Genomic DNA, 13,129 nt, shown 5'->3' on the forward strand with positions numbered 1-13,129 from the left:
CAGGGAAACAGGAACTGGCAGGTGGGGAGTTTGGTCGCCGGGCGCCGTTTCGGCACCGATCAGGCGGTCCGCTTCCAGGGGAAACGGCCCCGCGCATCGTCTTAGCGGAGCCTTGGGCTCACGGATGCAACACGGCGTAACGAGGAGAGGCCCTATCCGTAGCGCGTTTCCCGGGTTTTTGCAAGATCGCCGCGATGGGGCCTCTCAGCGGCGGCGCAGGCGCACGTAGAGGGCTCCGGCGCCGCCATGGTGGCGCGCCGCCTCCTCGAAGCCGAGCACCACGTGGCGCAGGTCCGGCGCGCGCAGCCAGTGCGGCACGCTGCGGCGGAGCACCCCGCGCTCGGAGAAGGCATCGTCGTAGGTGGGGCCGCCTTTGCCGGTGACCACGAGCACATGGGTGTGCCCGGAGGCGCGTGCCCGCATCAGGAAGCCGATCAGCGCGCCGTGCGCCTGGGCCTGATACATCCCGTGCAAATCGATCCGGGCATCGACCTGCAGCGCGCCCCGGCGCAGGGCGAGGCGCACGCGGCGCTCCAGGCCGGGCGCCGGGGCCGGGCTCGGCGCGATCACGGGGGCCGGCGCCGCCGGCGGCGGGCTCGGTTTCAGGGCGGCGCGCTTGGCCAGCGTCCGGGGCATCGGCTTCGGAGGCATCGGCTTGGGCGGCGCGGGTTTCGGGGGCTCGGATGTGGCGCTGGCAGCCTTCGCCGCGGCCTTCATCGCAGGAGGCTTCGCAGCGACAGGGGTGCCCATTCCGGTGGCGTCGGCGGCGTTTGCAGCCTTGGGCCGCCCCGGCCCGCGTCCGCGCAAGGGGGTGATCAGCCGGGCGATCTCACCCCACAGATAGGCGTCCTCGCTGGACAGGCCGCGCGGGCGTCGGGGCGTCTTCATGGCGCGCGGCGGGTCTCGGGGCTGGGCTTCGGGTTGGTTTCGGGTTTGGGCAGCAGCACCACGAACCCGACGGGATCGCGCAGGTTCCCGGCGGCGATGCCGGCCTCGGCGCCGGTGCCGAGATAGAGGTCGCCGCGGGCCGGGCCGACGATGGCCGAGCCGGTGTCGGCGGCGACGACGAGACGCCCCGGATCGGGGGAGCCGGCGATCCGGCCTTCGAGCCAGAACGGCAGGCCGTAGCGCCACAGGGTGGCGTCGACGGCGAGGTTGCGCCCGGGGCTCAGGGGCACGCCGGCCCCGCCCGGCGGCCCCAGCGCCGGGTCGTCGATCTCCGCCAGACGGAAGAAGATGTAGGAGGCGTTAACTCGCATCAGGCGCTTGGCCTGCGCGGGGTTCGCCCGCAGCCAGCCGGTCCAGCGCGCCAGGGTGAGCCCGTCGAGGGGCAGGTGCCCCTCCGCCACGATGAGCTTGCCGATGGAGGTGTAGGGGCGGCCGTTGCGGCCGTCATAGAGCACCCGGACCGAGCGCCCGTCGGTCAGGCGGACCCGACCCGAGCCCTGGACCTGGAGCACGAACAGGTCGACGGCGTCGCGCAGGTAGAGGAGGGGCCGCGCGCGGTCGCCCAGTACCCCGTCCTCGATCGCGGCCCGGTCGGGATAGGGCTCGAACCCGTCGCCGACCCGGCGCGCGGCGCGCAGGGCCGGATCCAGGCCGGGCCGCGTCTCGCCGGGCTCGAGCCCGACGAGGTCGTCGGGGCGCGCCAGCACCGCGGCGGTGAAATCCGGGCTCGGGGTGGCGGAGCCGACGAGTTCCGGCTCGAAGTAGCCGGTGAGAAAGCCCGTTCGCCGCTCCGGGTTGCCGCCGGCGGCGGGGCGGACGATGCGGTAGGCCGCGAAGGCTTCGGAAAAGAACCGCGTTGCCTCGGCCTCGGCCACGGTCTCGGGCATGGTCTCGGCCACGGTCTCGGCCCTGGCACAGGCCGCCGCCAGGGCCTCGGCCGAGCCCATGACGGTGGCGGGCTGGGGCGTCGCCGGGCGGGTCCGGCAGGTCCGCCGGAAGGCCGCGAGGGTCGCGGCCGGATCGGCACCGGGAAAGCCCGGCAGGGCGGCGGTGTCGACCGGCTCCAGAAGGGCATCGCCCACCCGAAACGACTCCCCCACCCGAAACGACTCCCCCACCCGAGACGACTCGCCCACGCGAAACGGCTCGGCCGCGGGGGCGGCCGAGCCGGGGGAGGGGAGGCTGAGGGCGGCGAGGACAGCCGCCGCTGGACGGGAGAACCGGGTCACGCGCGCTCGGGTACCTTGGACACCTTGGGCACCTTGGCGACCGGGCGGCTCAGGCGCCGGCTTCCGTGGCGACGAGCTGCCAGTTCGGGTCGCGGGCGCCGAGCGTCCGGGCGAAGGTCCAGACGTCGGGCACCTCCACCACCGCTTCGGCGCTGCCATCCGTCACCTGGCCCTGCGCGTCGCGGGTGGCGGTGATGAGGTGGGAGAGGAAGCGCACGGTGACCTGGGCCACGCGGTTCTTGACGTCGACGGCCACGATCTCGGCCTTGTCGAGGGAGACGAAGGTGGTTTCCACGGTCTCGCGGCGCGCCTCGCGGGCGTCGATCTCGCGCTCGAAGCCCTCGCAGACCTCCCGGGAGAGCAGGCTGCGCAGGGTCTTGCGGTCGCCCTTCGCGAAGGCGATCACGATGGCCTCGTAGGCGCTGCGGGCGCCCTCCACGAAGGCGCGCGGATCGAAGGCGGGCTCGACCTGGACGATGGCTTCGAGGCCGTGGGCGATGGCCGAGCCGGGCTCGGCGATGCCGCGCCAGTCGCGCACATCGGTCTTCACCGCACTCTGGCCGCGATCGGCCTGCGGCTGGGCCCGGTCGGCGCCCGGCAGCCGCACCACGTTGTCGGCCTCGCCGCGCGCGGCCGGCGGCTCGGTGCGGCTGCGGTCCACCGGCTTGAACGGCGAGCGCTCGGTGCCGGTCTTCTGACCCAGCACCGAGCGCAAGCGCCAGATGACGAAGACCGCCAGGGCGAGAAAGATCAGGGTCGTCAAGTCGAAGGAGTCCTGCATTACCGATCCGATCGTGGCCGTGGCACGAATACGTTACTTCCCGGGGCTCTGGAAACCCGGCCCGGCTCCTCGGCTGACGTGTCTGTCCGAGTCGCGCTCGACCGGAACGCGCCGAACCGAGCCGCATCCCGCCGAGATCCGTTCAGCCGGAAGACGCTCGACCCCGGTCGCGCATATCCGCCCATGTCGCGCATTCGCCGGGTCTCGCGCAAGCCGCGGGCCGGCTCGGCGCCTCTCGATGCGAAGATATGGATATCCGGTGCGCCGATTCCAGGTGAAGGCGCGCGCCTGCGCCGCCTTGACCCGGCCGGGCTGTCCCGCGGGGTTCGGACGGTCGGGTTGTCCGGGGTCAGGTCGTCCGGGCCGGGCCGAACCCGCCTTCGCCTTGTCCCCTGCGAGCGCGCGTGATAGCGCGCTATCGCGCCGGCCGGGCGGCGAGGGCGTGCCGGTGCGCAGGCCGGTCGACTCGGTTCCGGGGGCCGGGAGCACCGCTGTCCGAGGCCGCGCCCCCTCAAGATGTCGCCCCGCCGCGGACCGAAGACCCAGGAAGAGGACAGAACGCCATGGCCGACACTCCGAACCCGAACGGCAACAGTGGCGCCACGGCGCAGCCCGACGACGGAACGCCGACGATCAACGCGCTCGCGCAGTACAGCAAGGATCTCTCCTTCGAGAATCCGAATGCGCCGCGTTCGCTGCAGCCGCAGGAGACCGGCCCGCAGATCAACATCCAGGTGAACGTCAACGCCAAGCAGATCGCCGAGTTCGACTTCGAGGTCGACCTGACGCTGGAGGGCGATGCCAAGATCGCCGGTGAGGTGCTGTTCGCCTTCGAGCTGACCTATTCGGGCATCTTCCGCATGCGCAACATCCCGGAGGATCAGTTGCATCCGGCCGTGATGATCGAATGCCCGCGCCTGCTCTTCCCCTTCGCACGCCAGATCGTCGCCGAGGCCGTGCGCAACGGCGGCTTCCCGCCCCTGTACATCGATCCGATCGACTTCGTCGGCCTCTACCGCCAGAAGGCGATGGAATCGCAGGCCCAGGGCGCGACCGGACCGCTCGCCTCCTGAGGATCTGATCGTCCCGCATCCGCCGGCCCCTTGGCCAGTCGATGCGGGCGGCTGCCACACGTTGCATCGTCGCCGCATCGCACATCCCTGGATTGCTATAGCGACCGTCGCGCCGCGCCCATTCGGCGTGGCGGCCCGGGACAGAACCGGCGCGGGCCCGCTCCACTGCCGGACTCGCGGGACCCGCGGAGGATGCGATCACGCGCAGGGCTTCGGCCGCCGGCTCGCCGCAAGTGCCCGCACTCCGGTGGGCGGCCGCGCGGCCGGGCCGAACCACGACCGGACCCCGGGGCGGCACCAAACCTGAAACGGCACGAGGCCTGAATCAGGACGAGATCGGAATTGGATCGAAGAACGGGCTTGGCCGTTACTCACGTCCCGTTTCGTCGCGGCCGCCATGACGGCCGGCCGATCTGCGCCGTGGCACGTTCGGACCCCGAGGCGCCGGCGGATCGCCCCAGCCCCGGACGCGTATGCTCGCCACCCAGCACCTCGCCCTGATCAACGTCTTCACCGGCGACATCCAGGGCGGGCTCGGCCCGTTCCTCGGCACCTGGCTCGCGGAATCCGCCGCCTGGAGTCCTTCCCGGATCGGCTTCGTCACCACCCTGGCGGGGATCGGCTCGCTCCTCCTCAGCGGCCCCTTCGGCGCCCTGGTCGACCGCCTCGGCCGGCCTCGGCTGCTGATCGCCCTGGCCTGCGGAGCCATCCTGTGCGGCACCCTGCTGCTGCTGCCGGCGCGGGGCGTCCTCCCGGTCTTCGCCGCGCAGATGATGGCGGCGGCGGGCGGCACCCTGCTGCTCCCGGCCGTCACGGCCCTGACTCTCGGCATCGTCGGCAAGGACCGCTTCCCGAAGCAGCAGGGCCGCAACCAAGCCTTCAACCACCTCGGCATCCTGCTGGCAGCCGGCGGCATCAGCCTCGGCACCGGCTGGTTCGGCCCCGCCATCGCCTTCTGGGTGCTCGGCGGCATGGCGGTGCTGGCCATCGCGGCGACGCTGACGACGCCGGGCCATTGCTACAGCGAGCGCCGGGCCGTGGGCTGGCAGGAGGATGCGGACGACACACCGGAGCGCGCCGGCCTGCGCAGCATCGTGGCCAACCGCAAGCTCCTGGTGCTGGCCGTGGCGCTGGCGCTGTTCAACCTCGGCAACGGCGGCATGCTCTCGCTGCTCGGGCAGAAGCTGGTGGCCACCGCGGTCGACGCCACGAGCTGGACCGCCCGGTACGTCATGGTGGCGCAGCTGGTGATGATCCCCGTGGCGCTCTTCGCCGGATCGCTCGCCGACCGGCGCGGCCGGCGCCAGCTCCTCATCGCCGCCTGCGCGGTGCTGCCGGTCCGCGCCGTGCTCTCGGCCTTCATCGACGATCCCCTGTGGCTGATCTCCGCCGAGATCCTCGACGGCGTCGCCTCGGGCATCATCGGCGTCGCGGTGCCGGTGGTGGTCGCCGACCTGACCTGGGGTTCCGGACGGACCCAGACGGCGCTCGGGTCCCTCAACGCCCTCCAGGGCATCGGCGGCGCCCTCTCGGCCTGGTACGGCGGCCTCGCCCAGGCGGTGCTGGGCTGGACCGGCGCATTCCTGGCGCTGGGGGCACCCGCCCTCGTCGCCCTCGGCCTCGTTCTGTGGCTCGACACCACCAGCGAGGGCCGGGGCCGCGCGGCGAAGGGCGGAGCGAAGGCAGCCGAGAAGACCGGGATCGAGCCGGACGCCGACCGGCACGGCGCCTGAACGCCGCGTCGCTCCGGCGCCGATCGCCACCCGGCGGAACGGCGCCGGTCCGCTTCCGTTGGGCGAGGAGGCCCTGGCGGCGCGCAGGCTCCGGGCGGCGCGGACTCACCTCTGGAGCGAAGACACGATGGACGATCGACCCGACGGCCGAACCTTCCAGGTCACCGAATCGCGCGCCGTGCCCTGGCTCAGCATCGTGTTCGGCTACGGCCCGATGCTGCCCTTCGTGGTCGGCGCCGCCATCGCCTGGGTCCGGCCCGGCGACACCCTGGGCGAGGCCGCCCTGCTCCTGACCCTCCTGTGGGGCTGCGCCATCCTGCTGTTCCTGTCGGGCGTGCGCCGCGGACTCAGCTTCCGCACCGAGGGCGGGCCGACCCTCACCCAGATGGCCACCATGATCGGGCTGTTCAGTCTCGGCTTCGTCGCCCTGGCGCTGGCGATCCTGGACGAGGCGGTGGCCGCGCTGGTCCTGCTCCTCGTCGGATTCGGGGCGATCGCGGTGCTCGACCCGATCGCGGCCCGGCGGGGCGAGGCGCCCCTGTTCTTCGCCCGCCTGCGCCCGGTCCAGATCCCGATCGCGCTCCTCAGCCTCGCGGCCCTCCTGGCCCTGAAACTCTGACGCGCATCCCTGCCGGGGCCTGCGCGCTTGCCGCTCCCCGCCGCCCGCGATAGAGCCCCCGGGACCCCGAACAGCCCCGACGGACACGCATCCTATGGCCAAGGCCGATTCCAACCAGGCCGACTCGAACAAGGCCGACACGCTGAAGCCGCGCCTGCCGCGCGGTTTCGTCGACCGGCGCGCGGACGAGATCGCCGCCCAGCACCGCATGCTGGAGACGATCCGCCGGAGCTTCGAGCTCTATGGCTTCGAAGCGCTGGAGACGCCGTTCGTGGAGTACACCGAGGCGCTGGGGAAATTCCTGCCCGACCTCGACCGGCCGAACGAGGGCGTGTTCTCGTTCCAGGACGACGACGAATCCTGGCTGTCGCTGCGCTACGACCTGACTGCGCCGCTGGCCCGCCACGTGGCCGAGCACTTCGACGCGATCCCCAAGCCCTACCGGAGCTTTCGCGCCGGCTACGTCTTCCGCAACGAGAAGCCGGGTCCGGGCCGCTTCCGCCAGTTCATGCAGTTCGATGCCGACATCGTCGGGGCCGGCTCGGTGGCGGCCGATGCAGAGATCTGCATGCTGATGGCCGACACGCTCGAGAAGCTCGGGCTCACCGGCCAGTACGTGGTCAAGGTCAACAACCGGAAGGTGCTCGACGGCCTGATGGAGTCGATCGGGCTCAGCGGTCCCGACAAGGCCGGGCAGCGCCTGACCGTGCTGCGCGCCATCGACAAGCTGGATCGCCTCGGCGATGCCGGCGTGCGCGAATTGCTGGGCGCCGGCCGCAAGGACGAGAGCGGCGACTTCACCAAGGGCGCCGGGCTGGCCGATGAGGCGATCGGCCGGGTGCTCGCCTTCACCGGCTGGACCGGCCCCGGATCGGCCCCGGCCGAGACCGCCACCACGCTGGCGAATTTCGAAACCTCCCTGGCGGGCAGCGCCATCGGGCTGGAGGGCGTGCGCGAACTCGCCGACATGGCCGCCCTGTTCGCCGCGGCCGGCTACGATGCCCGCATCCGCATCGACCCTTCCGTCGTGCGCGGGCTCGAATACTACACCGGCCCGGTCTACGAGGCGGAGCTGACCTTCCCGGTCACCAACGACGAAGGCCAGGTGGTGCGCTTCGGCTCGGTCTCGGGCGGCGGCCGCTACGACGGCCTCGTGGGGCGTTTCCGCAGTGAGCCGGTGCCGGCGACCGGCTTCTCCATCGGCGTCTCGCGCCTGTTCTCGGCCCTGCAACTGGTGAAGAGCCCGCTCCTGGACGGCCTTGCCAAGCCCGGCCCGGTGGTGGTGCTGGTGCTCGACCGGGACAACATCGCCGATTACCAGCGCCTCGTCGCGTCCCTGCGGGAGGCCGGCATCCGGGCCGAACTCTATCTCGGCGGCTCGGGCATGAAGGCGCAGATGAAATATGCCGACCGGCGCGGCAGCCCGTGCGCCATCATCCAGGGCTCGAACGAGCGCGAGGCCGGCGAGGTCCAGATCAAGGACCTGATCGAGGGGGCCAAGGCCGCGGCCGCCATCACCAGCAACGCCGAGTGGAAGGCCGCGCGCCCGGCCCAGTTCTCGGTGCCGGTGGCCGAGATGGTCGAGCGGGTGCGCGAGGTCCTGGGGCGCCACTTCTGAGGCTCCGGGCTTCGCATATCCAGGGTCGCGACATCACAGCGTGCCCCCCTTCCGCCCTGTGGGAGGGGGCAGCGTGGACGTGGTTGGGTGACCCATTGCCGGCTGAGGCGCGCGGAGCCACCCCCACCTCCAAACTCCTCCCCACGAGGGGGGAGGAGCGCCGCGCCGAGCCTGCACGCTTGAACAGGAGGGCCACCCGGCCCGGCGATCAGGCGACCGAGATGTCGACCTGGATGTTGCCGCGGGTGGCGTGCGAGTACGGGCACACCACGTCGGCGCGCTTCACCAGATCCTCGGCCACCGCCCGGTCGAGGCCCGGCAGGGTCGCCTTCAGGGCCACCACGAGGCCGAAGCCGGTGCCGTCGTCGCGCGGGCCGATGCCGACGCTGGACTCGATCTTGGACTCCTCCGAGACCTGGATCTTGTCCTTGCCGGCCACGAACTTGATCGCGCCGAGGAAGCAGGCGGCGTAGCCGGCCGCGAAGAGCTGCTCCGGGTTGGTGCCGGCGCCACCGCCGCCGCCAAGCTCCTTCGGCGTCGAGAGCTTGACGTCCACCTTGGAATCGTCGGTCGCGGCGGAGCCTTCACGGCCGCCAGTGGCATGGGCGTGGGCGGTGTAGAGTGCCTTCATGGGTATCTCTCCTGAAGCTCGGACGAACGGATCGGGCGCGGTCCCGCTTCGACGTTTTCGATTGCGCGCAATCTAGTTATTTCCTCGCATAGGACTTGATTGTGCGCAATATGAAATTTGCATAAGACCATGATATCGCGTCGGCTTCGGTGCGATGCGCAGCGCGAAGGAAAGCCTCATCATGTCGGGACGGCAGACCCGCACGCTCCCGGAGCCCATCCCGGCTTCGGACACGACGGATGCCCTCAGCCTGGACAGCCAGCTCTGCTTCGCCGTCTATGCGACGGCCCATGCCTTCGGGCGCGCCTACCGCACGCTGCTGAGCGGCCACGACCTGACCTACCCGCAATATCTCGTGCTGCTGGTTTTGTGGGAGGAGGAGGGACTGACGGTCAAGGAGATCGGGCAGCGCCTGTTCCTCGATTCCGGCACCCTGACGCCGCTGCTGAAGCGCCTGGAGGGGGCCGGCCATGTCCGGCGCGCCCGCGACCGGGCCGACGAGCGCCAAGTCAGCATCTTCCTGACGGCGACCGGCCGGGCCCTGCGCGCCCGCATGGAATGCGTGCCGGGACTCGCCGGCGGCATGACCGGCCTCGATGTCGACGGGCGCCGCGCCCTCCTCGACACCCTGGTTCAGCTTCGGGCCTCGCTGCACGACGCGCTCGCGACCGAGAGGGCGACCGACGCCCCCGGTGCCAGCCCGGCGCCCTGATCCGACGACACGGTCCCCGAGACGAAGAAAGCCGGTCCCGCGTTCCAGCGGGACCGGCTCTCCGGAGCATCCGGGTGGCCCGGCCTCGAGGCCGGGTCCGGGGTGCTTACTTCTGAGTGCCGAGGTAGGCGATCACGTCGGCGAGCTTCTTGTCGTCCTTGAGACCCGGATAGACCATCTTGTTGCCCGGCACCTTGGCCTTGGGGTCCTTCAGCCACTCCTTGAGGTTGGCCTCGTCCCAGGTGATGCCCGAGCCCTTGAGGGCGGCCGAGTAGTTGTAGCCCTCGTGCGTGCCGGCCTTGCGGCCCACGACGCCCTTGAGATCCGGGCCGACGCCGTTCTTGCCGAAGGCGTGGCAGGCCTTGCAAGGCGCGAAGGCCTTCTCGCCGGCAGCGGCGTCGCCGGCCTCCTGGGCCTGGGCCGACAGCGGCAGCAGAAGCGCGAGCGCGGCGCCGAGGATGAGGTGACGCATGGTTGTTTTCCTCCGTTGGGCGGCAGAAGCCGCCTTGCTTATGGCAGAGCTTGACGATTTAGAACAGATTGAGACTGGAAACGTGCGGACTCCGCCGAGGGTGTCTGCGACGAAACGAAGCTTCACGGCAGAGTTTTCGTTCCTCCGGTTCTCGAAGAGCCGATCCCCGGGTGCGGTTGTCGTTCCGTTGCCTTAAGATCCCGGACAATCGTCGCCTCTCCGCGTTCCGGATGATCGGTCTAGACCGACGCACCTGAGCGCAGGCTGAAGACGAATCCATCGCGAGGAGCGCCCCATGTCGATCGCCTTTCCCGTGCCCGACGCCGCCATCGTCGCCCGCCGCGACGCGATCATCGCCGGCCTCCGGCCGCTGGTGGCGCCCGAGGCGCTGGTGACGACCGAGGACGAGCGCCGCGCCTTCGAGACCGATGGGCTCACCGCCTACCGCAAGATGCCGCTCGCCGTGGTGCTGCCCTCGACCACCGCGGAGGTCTCGGCCGTGATGGCGTTCTGCCACGCCAACGGCGTCAGGGTGGTGCCGCGCGGCGCCGGCACGTCGCTGGCCGGCGGCGCCATCGCGCAGGAGGACGCGGTGATCCTCGGCGTCTCGAAGATGAACCGCATCGTGGCGATCGATTTCGAGAACCGCACCGCCCGCGTCGAGGCCGGCATCACCAACCTGGCCATCTCGGGCGCCGTCAGCCACGAGGGCTTCTTCTACGCGCCCGACCCGTCGAGCCAGCTCGCCTGCACCATCGCGGGCAATATCGCGATGAATTCCGGCGGCGCGCACTGCCTCAAATACGGGGTCACCACCAACAACCTGCTCGGCGTCACCCTGGTGATGAACGACGGCACCGTGGTGGAGATCGGCGGCGCCCATCTCGACGCGCCCGGCTACGACCTGCTCGGCCTCGTCTGCGGCTCGGAGGGGCAGCTCGGCATCGTCACCGAGGCCACCGTGCGCATCCTGCGGGCGGCGGAGGGCGCGCGCCCGGCCCTCGTCGGCTTCGGCTCGGTGGAGGATGCGGGCGCCTGCACGGCGGCGATCATCGGCGCCGGCATCATCCCGGTGGCGATCGAGTACATGGACCGCGAGGCGATCCTGATCACCGAGGATTTCGCCCAGGCCGGCTATCCGCGCGACGCCGAGGCCATGCTGATCATCGAGGTCGAGGGCTCCGATACCGAGTGCACGGCGATGCTGGCCCGCATCGAGGCCATCGCCCGCGACTACAACCCGACCAGCATCCGGGTCTCGAAATCCGAGGCCGAGAGCGCCGCCATCTGGAAGGGCCGCAAGTCCGCCTTCGGCGCCACCGGCCGGATCTCGGACTACATCTGCATGGACGGCACCATCCCCACCGGCCAGCTCCCCGGCGTGTTGGAGCGGATCGGGGCGATCTGCGCCGAGAAGGGCCTGCGGGTCGCCAACGTGTTCCACGCCGGCGACGGCAACCTGCACCCGCTGATCCTGTTCGACATCAACACGCCGGGCGAGATGGAGAAGGCGGAGGCGGCCGGCGACGAAATTCTGAAGCTCTGCGTCGAGGTCGGCGGCTGCCTCACGGGCGAGCACGGCGTCGGCATCGAGAAGCGTGAGCTGATGCGCTTCCAGTATGCCCAGGAAGACCTGGAGCAGCAGATGCGGGTGAAGAACGTCTTCGACCCGCACTGGCTGATGAACCCCGCCAAGGTGTTCCCGCTGGAGGGGCGCCTGCTCGCCTGAAGCGCCGGGACTTCAGGCCTCGGCGCCGAAGGCCTCGCACCGGAAGGCGCCGTAATCGGTGCGGGCGAGGCGTTCGGCCAGAGCCGGCAGGAACAACGTCGCCTCCTCGGCGAGCCGCCACGGCGGGTTGATGACGATGAGGCCGTTGCCGTTGAGCCGGGTCGGATCGGGCTCGGACACCAGGAGGTCGAGGCGCAGGGCCGGGCGGGTCAGAACCCGGTCGAGCTGCGCCACCATGTGGTCGACCTTGGCCACGTCCTTGATCGGGTACCAGCCGAGATAGATGCCGGTGGGCCACTTGGCGACCGCCCGGGCCAATGCGGTCCCGAGGCGGTCGATCTCGCCCAGCTCCTCGTAGGGCGGGTCGATCAGGACCACGCCACGGCGCTCGGGGGGCGGGATCAGCGCGTTGAGCGCCGTCCAGCCGTCGAGATGTATCACCTTCGACAGGGAATCCTGGTTGAAGCGCAGCCGCAGGGTCTCGGCATCGGCCGGATGCAATTCCACGAACACGCCCTGATCGGTGGGGCGCAGGAACTCCCGGATCAGGGCGGGCGAGCCCGGATAGGTGTCGGCCCCGTGCCGCTCCCGCACCGCCGCCACAGCCGCGCGGTAGGGCGCGAGCAGGGCTTCCACGGCCTCGGGGAAGGGCGTGTCGAGGCGACCCCAGCCGTCACGCCACTCGCCGGTGCGGCCGGCCTCGTCGGCGGTGAGGTCGTAGAAGCCGAGGCCCGCATGGGTGTCGATCGCCCGGAAGCCCGTCGGCTTCAGGCAGAGATGCGCCAGCACCCGGCTCAGCACGAGATGCTTCAGGACATCGGCGAAATTGCCGGCGTGGAAGGCGTGGCGGTAATTCATGGGGTCCGGGCCTGTCTCACCCCGCCCCCGGCGCTCCGGCGCGGGGTGGGATCGCGCCATCCTCTAGCGCGCGGCGTCGATGGCAACCTCGCCCGAGCGGCAATTCTGGCGGGCCACCTCGGGGCAGGGGGTGAAGCCGCGCAGATCCTTGGAGAAGCAGATCCGCACCTCCTGGAGCTGGCCGCTCCGGCAGGTGACCGACATCATGTCGGGGCGCAGGCCACGGTTGGCCGCGACGAACTGCCGGGCGATCTCGATCGGCGCCAGCCGCGTGTCGCGCTCCGGCGCCTGGAAGGCATCCGGAATGGTCACCGCCGCGCGGGCGTCGCGCGCCGCTTGGAAATAGGAGACCGGGTCGAGCCCCGAACAGGTGCCGTGGGTGCGCCACTCGTGCCGGGCCAGCCCCTCGCTCGGGTAGACCTCGCCCGCCACCGCGATCGCCTGCCGGGTCGGCGAGCGCTCGACGGAGGAGCAGTTCGCCGGATAGCCGCGGGTGTATTGCGGCCACAGGCCGTGGACGACGAAGCCGAGGCCGCGTCCCGGCCGGCACTGGCCCTGCGCCTCGCGCCGGGCGCCCGGCCCCTCGCAATAGGTCGGCGACCAGGACAGGGCCAGGACGTAGAAGTCGAAGGAGCCCGGCGTGCCGCCGCGCTCGAAGCCCTGGGCCAGCGCGGGCGACGCCATCAGCGCCAGGGTCAGGCCCGCCAAGGCGCCGCGTGCGCGCGC

12 protein-coding genes and 1 pseudogene are annotated in these 13,129 nt (G+C 71.2%); 6 read left to right on the top strand and 7 right to left on the bottom strand.

Annotation, left to right across the window (positions count from 1 at the left end):
• Positions 1-204: 204 nt before the first annotated feature.
• From ASF60_RS16765 to ASF60_RS16775, 3 genes are read right to left on the bottom strand one after another with little or no spacing between them, the layout of a single operon-like run.
• Entirely contained in the window at positions 205-888 is a 684-nt protein-coding gene (locus tag ASF60_RS16765; RefSeq protein ID WP_056187433.1) for a Smr/MutS family protein, read from the bottom strand.
• Positions 885-2,177 (bottom strand): murein transglycosylase A, encoded by a 1,293-nt coding sequence (gene mltA / locus ASF60_RS16770; RefSeq protein WP_443136769.1) that lies wholly within the window; start codon positions 2,175-2,177, stop codon positions 885-887. The genes ASF60_RS16765 and mltA overlap by 4 nt, the downstream gene beginning before the upstream one ends.
• Before the next feature lie 49 nt (positions 2,178-2,226).
• Positions 2,227-2,958 carry a Tim44/TimA family putative adaptor protein gene (locus tag ASF60_RS16775; protein WP_056187439.1) on the bottom strand — a complete coding sequence of 244 codons (732 nt, stop codon included), beginning with the start codon at positions 2,956-2,958 and terminating at the stop codon, positions 2,227-2,229.
• Between the two features lie 563 nt (positions 2,959-3,521).
• Here ASF60_RS16775 and secB point away from each other — a divergent pair.
• The 4 genes and pseudogenes from secB (at position 3,522) to hisS (ending at position 8,001) form a co-directional block, all read left to right on the top strand.
• Positions 3,522-4,031 (top strand): protein-export chaperone SecB, encoded by a 510-nt coding sequence (gene secB / locus ASF60_RS16780; RefSeq protein WP_056187442.1) that lies wholly within the window; start codon positions 3,522-3,524, stop codon positions 4,029-4,031.
• Positions 4,032-4,504: 473 nt separating this feature from the next.
• Positions 4,505-5,726 (top strand): annotated as a pseudogene (locus ASF60_RS16785) (MFS transporter); the annotation flags it as partial.
• Positions 5,727-5,891: 165 nt separating this feature from the next.
• On the top strand, positions 5,892-6,383 hold the full coding sequence (locus ASF60_RS16790) for a DUF3429 domain-containing protein (RefSeq protein ID WP_056187998.1): 492 nt from the start codon (positions 5,892-5,894) through the stop codon (positions 6,381-6,383).
• Between the two features lie 94 nt (positions 6,384-6,477).
• Positions 6,478-8,001, top strand: a complete 1,524-nt coding sequence (hisS, locus tag ASF60_RS16795; RefSeq protein WP_056187448.1) for a histidine--tRNA ligase — start codon at positions 6,478-6,480, stop codon at positions 7,999-8,001.
• 208 nt (positions 8,002-8,209) lie between these two features.
• Here the strand turns inward: hisS and ASF60_RS16800 are convergent, their stop codons facing one another.
• Complete coding sequence (locus ASF60_RS16800; RefSeq protein ID WP_056187450.1) at positions 8,210-8,632, bottom strand: organic hydroperoxide resistance protein; 423 nt, start codon at positions 8,630-8,632, stop codon at positions 8,210-8,212.
• A 181-nt stretch (positions 8,633-8,813) separates the two neighbouring features.
• Here ASF60_RS16800 and ASF60_RS16805 point away from each other — a divergent pair, with 181 nt between their 5' ends.
• Entirely contained in the window at positions 8,814-9,344 is a 531-nt protein-coding gene (locus ASF60_RS16805) for a MarR family winged helix-turn-helix transcriptional regulator (RefSeq protein WP_082504156.1), read from the top strand.
• A 106-nt stretch (positions 9,345-9,450) separates the two neighbouring features.
• On the opposite strand, the gene ASF60_RS16810 is transcribed toward ASF60_RS16805, so the two are convergent.
• Complete coding sequence (locus ASF60_RS16810; RefSeq protein ID WP_056187453.1) at positions 9,451-9,816, bottom strand: c-type cytochrome; 366 nt, start codon at positions 9,814-9,816, stop codon at positions 9,451-9,453.
• A 295-nt stretch (positions 9,817-10,111) separates the two neighbouring features.
• Between ASF60_RS16810 and ASF60_RS16815 the strand changes: the two genes are divergently transcribed.
• Complete coding sequence (locus tag ASF60_RS16815; RefSeq protein WP_056187456.1) at positions 10,112-11,545, top strand: FAD-linked oxidase C-terminal domain-containing protein; 1,434 nt, start codon at positions 10,112-10,114, stop codon at positions 11,543-11,545.
• Positions 11,546-11,557: 12 nt separating this feature from the next.
• Here ASF60_RS16815 and ASF60_RS16820 read toward each other — a convergent pair whose 3' ends face one another.
• Positions 11,558-12,403 carry a 23S rRNA (adenine(2030)-N(6))-methyltransferase RlmJ gene (locus ASF60_RS16820; RefSeq protein WP_056187459.1) on the bottom strand — a complete coding sequence of 282 codons (846 nt, stop codon included), beginning with the start codon at positions 12,401-12,403 and terminating at the stop codon, positions 11,558-11,560.
• A gap of 63 nt (positions 12,404-12,466) precedes the next feature.
• A complete protein-coding gene (locus ASF60_RS16825) occupies positions 12,467-13,087 on the bottom strand; it encodes a ribonuclease T2 family protein (RefSeq protein ID WP_056188004.1) in 621 nt (206 codons plus the stop codon).
• Positions 13,088-13,129: the final 42 nt, after the last annotated feature.

The sequence above is a fragment of the Methylobacterium sp. Leaf113 genome (genome assembly GCF_001423325.1).
GTDB lineage: Bacteria > Pseudomonadota > Alphaproteobacteria > Rhizobiales > Beijerinckiaceae > Methylobacterium.

Excerpts from the sequence above, each read along its gene's own strand:
- ASF60_RS16820 (WP_056187459.1), bottom strand. The coding sequence starts at position 12,403 with ATGAATTACCGCCACGCCTTCCACGCCGGCAATTTCGCCGATGTCCTG.
- ASF60_RS16765 (WP_056187433.1), bottom strand. The coding sequence starts at position 888 with ATGAAGACGCCCCGACGCCCGCGCGGCCTGTCCAGCGAGGACGCCTAT.
- hisS (WP_056187448.1), top strand. The coding sequence starts at position 6,478 with ATGGCCAAGGCCGATTCCAACCAGGCCGACTCGAACAAGGCCGACACG.
- ASF60_RS16790 (WP_056187998.1), top strand. The coding sequence starts at position 5,892 with ATGGACGATCGACCCGACGGCCGAACCTTCCAGGTCACCGAATCGCGC.
- ASF60_RS16815 (WP_056187456.1), top strand. The coding sequence starts at position 10,112 with ATGTCGATCGCCTTTCCCGTGCCCGACGCCGCCATCGTCGCCCGCCGC.
- ASF60_RS16810 (WP_056187453.1), bottom strand. The coding sequence starts at position 9,816 with ATGCGTCACCTCATCCTCGGCGCCGCGCTCGCGCTTCTGCTGCCGCTG.
- ASF60_RS16825 (WP_056188004.1), bottom strand. The coding sequence starts at position 13,087 with ATGGCGTCGCCCGCGCTGGCCCAGGGCTTCGAGCGCGGCGGCACGCCG.
- ASF60_RS16775 (WP_056187439.1), bottom strand. The coding sequence starts at position 2,958 with ATGCAGGACTCCTTCGACTTGACGACCCTGATCTTTCTCGCCCTGGCG.
- ASF60_RS16805 (WP_082504156.1), top strand. The coding sequence starts at position 8,814 with ATGTCGGGACGGCAGACCCGCACGCTCCCGGAGCCCATCCCGGCTTCG.
- ASF60_RS16800 (WP_056187450.1), bottom strand. The coding sequence starts at position 8,632 with ATGAAGGCACTCTACACCGCCCACGCCCATGCCACTGGCGGCCGTGAA.
- secB (WP_056187442.1), top strand. The coding sequence starts at position 3,522 with ATGGCCGACACTCCGAACCCGAACGGCAACAGTGGCGCCACGGCGCAG.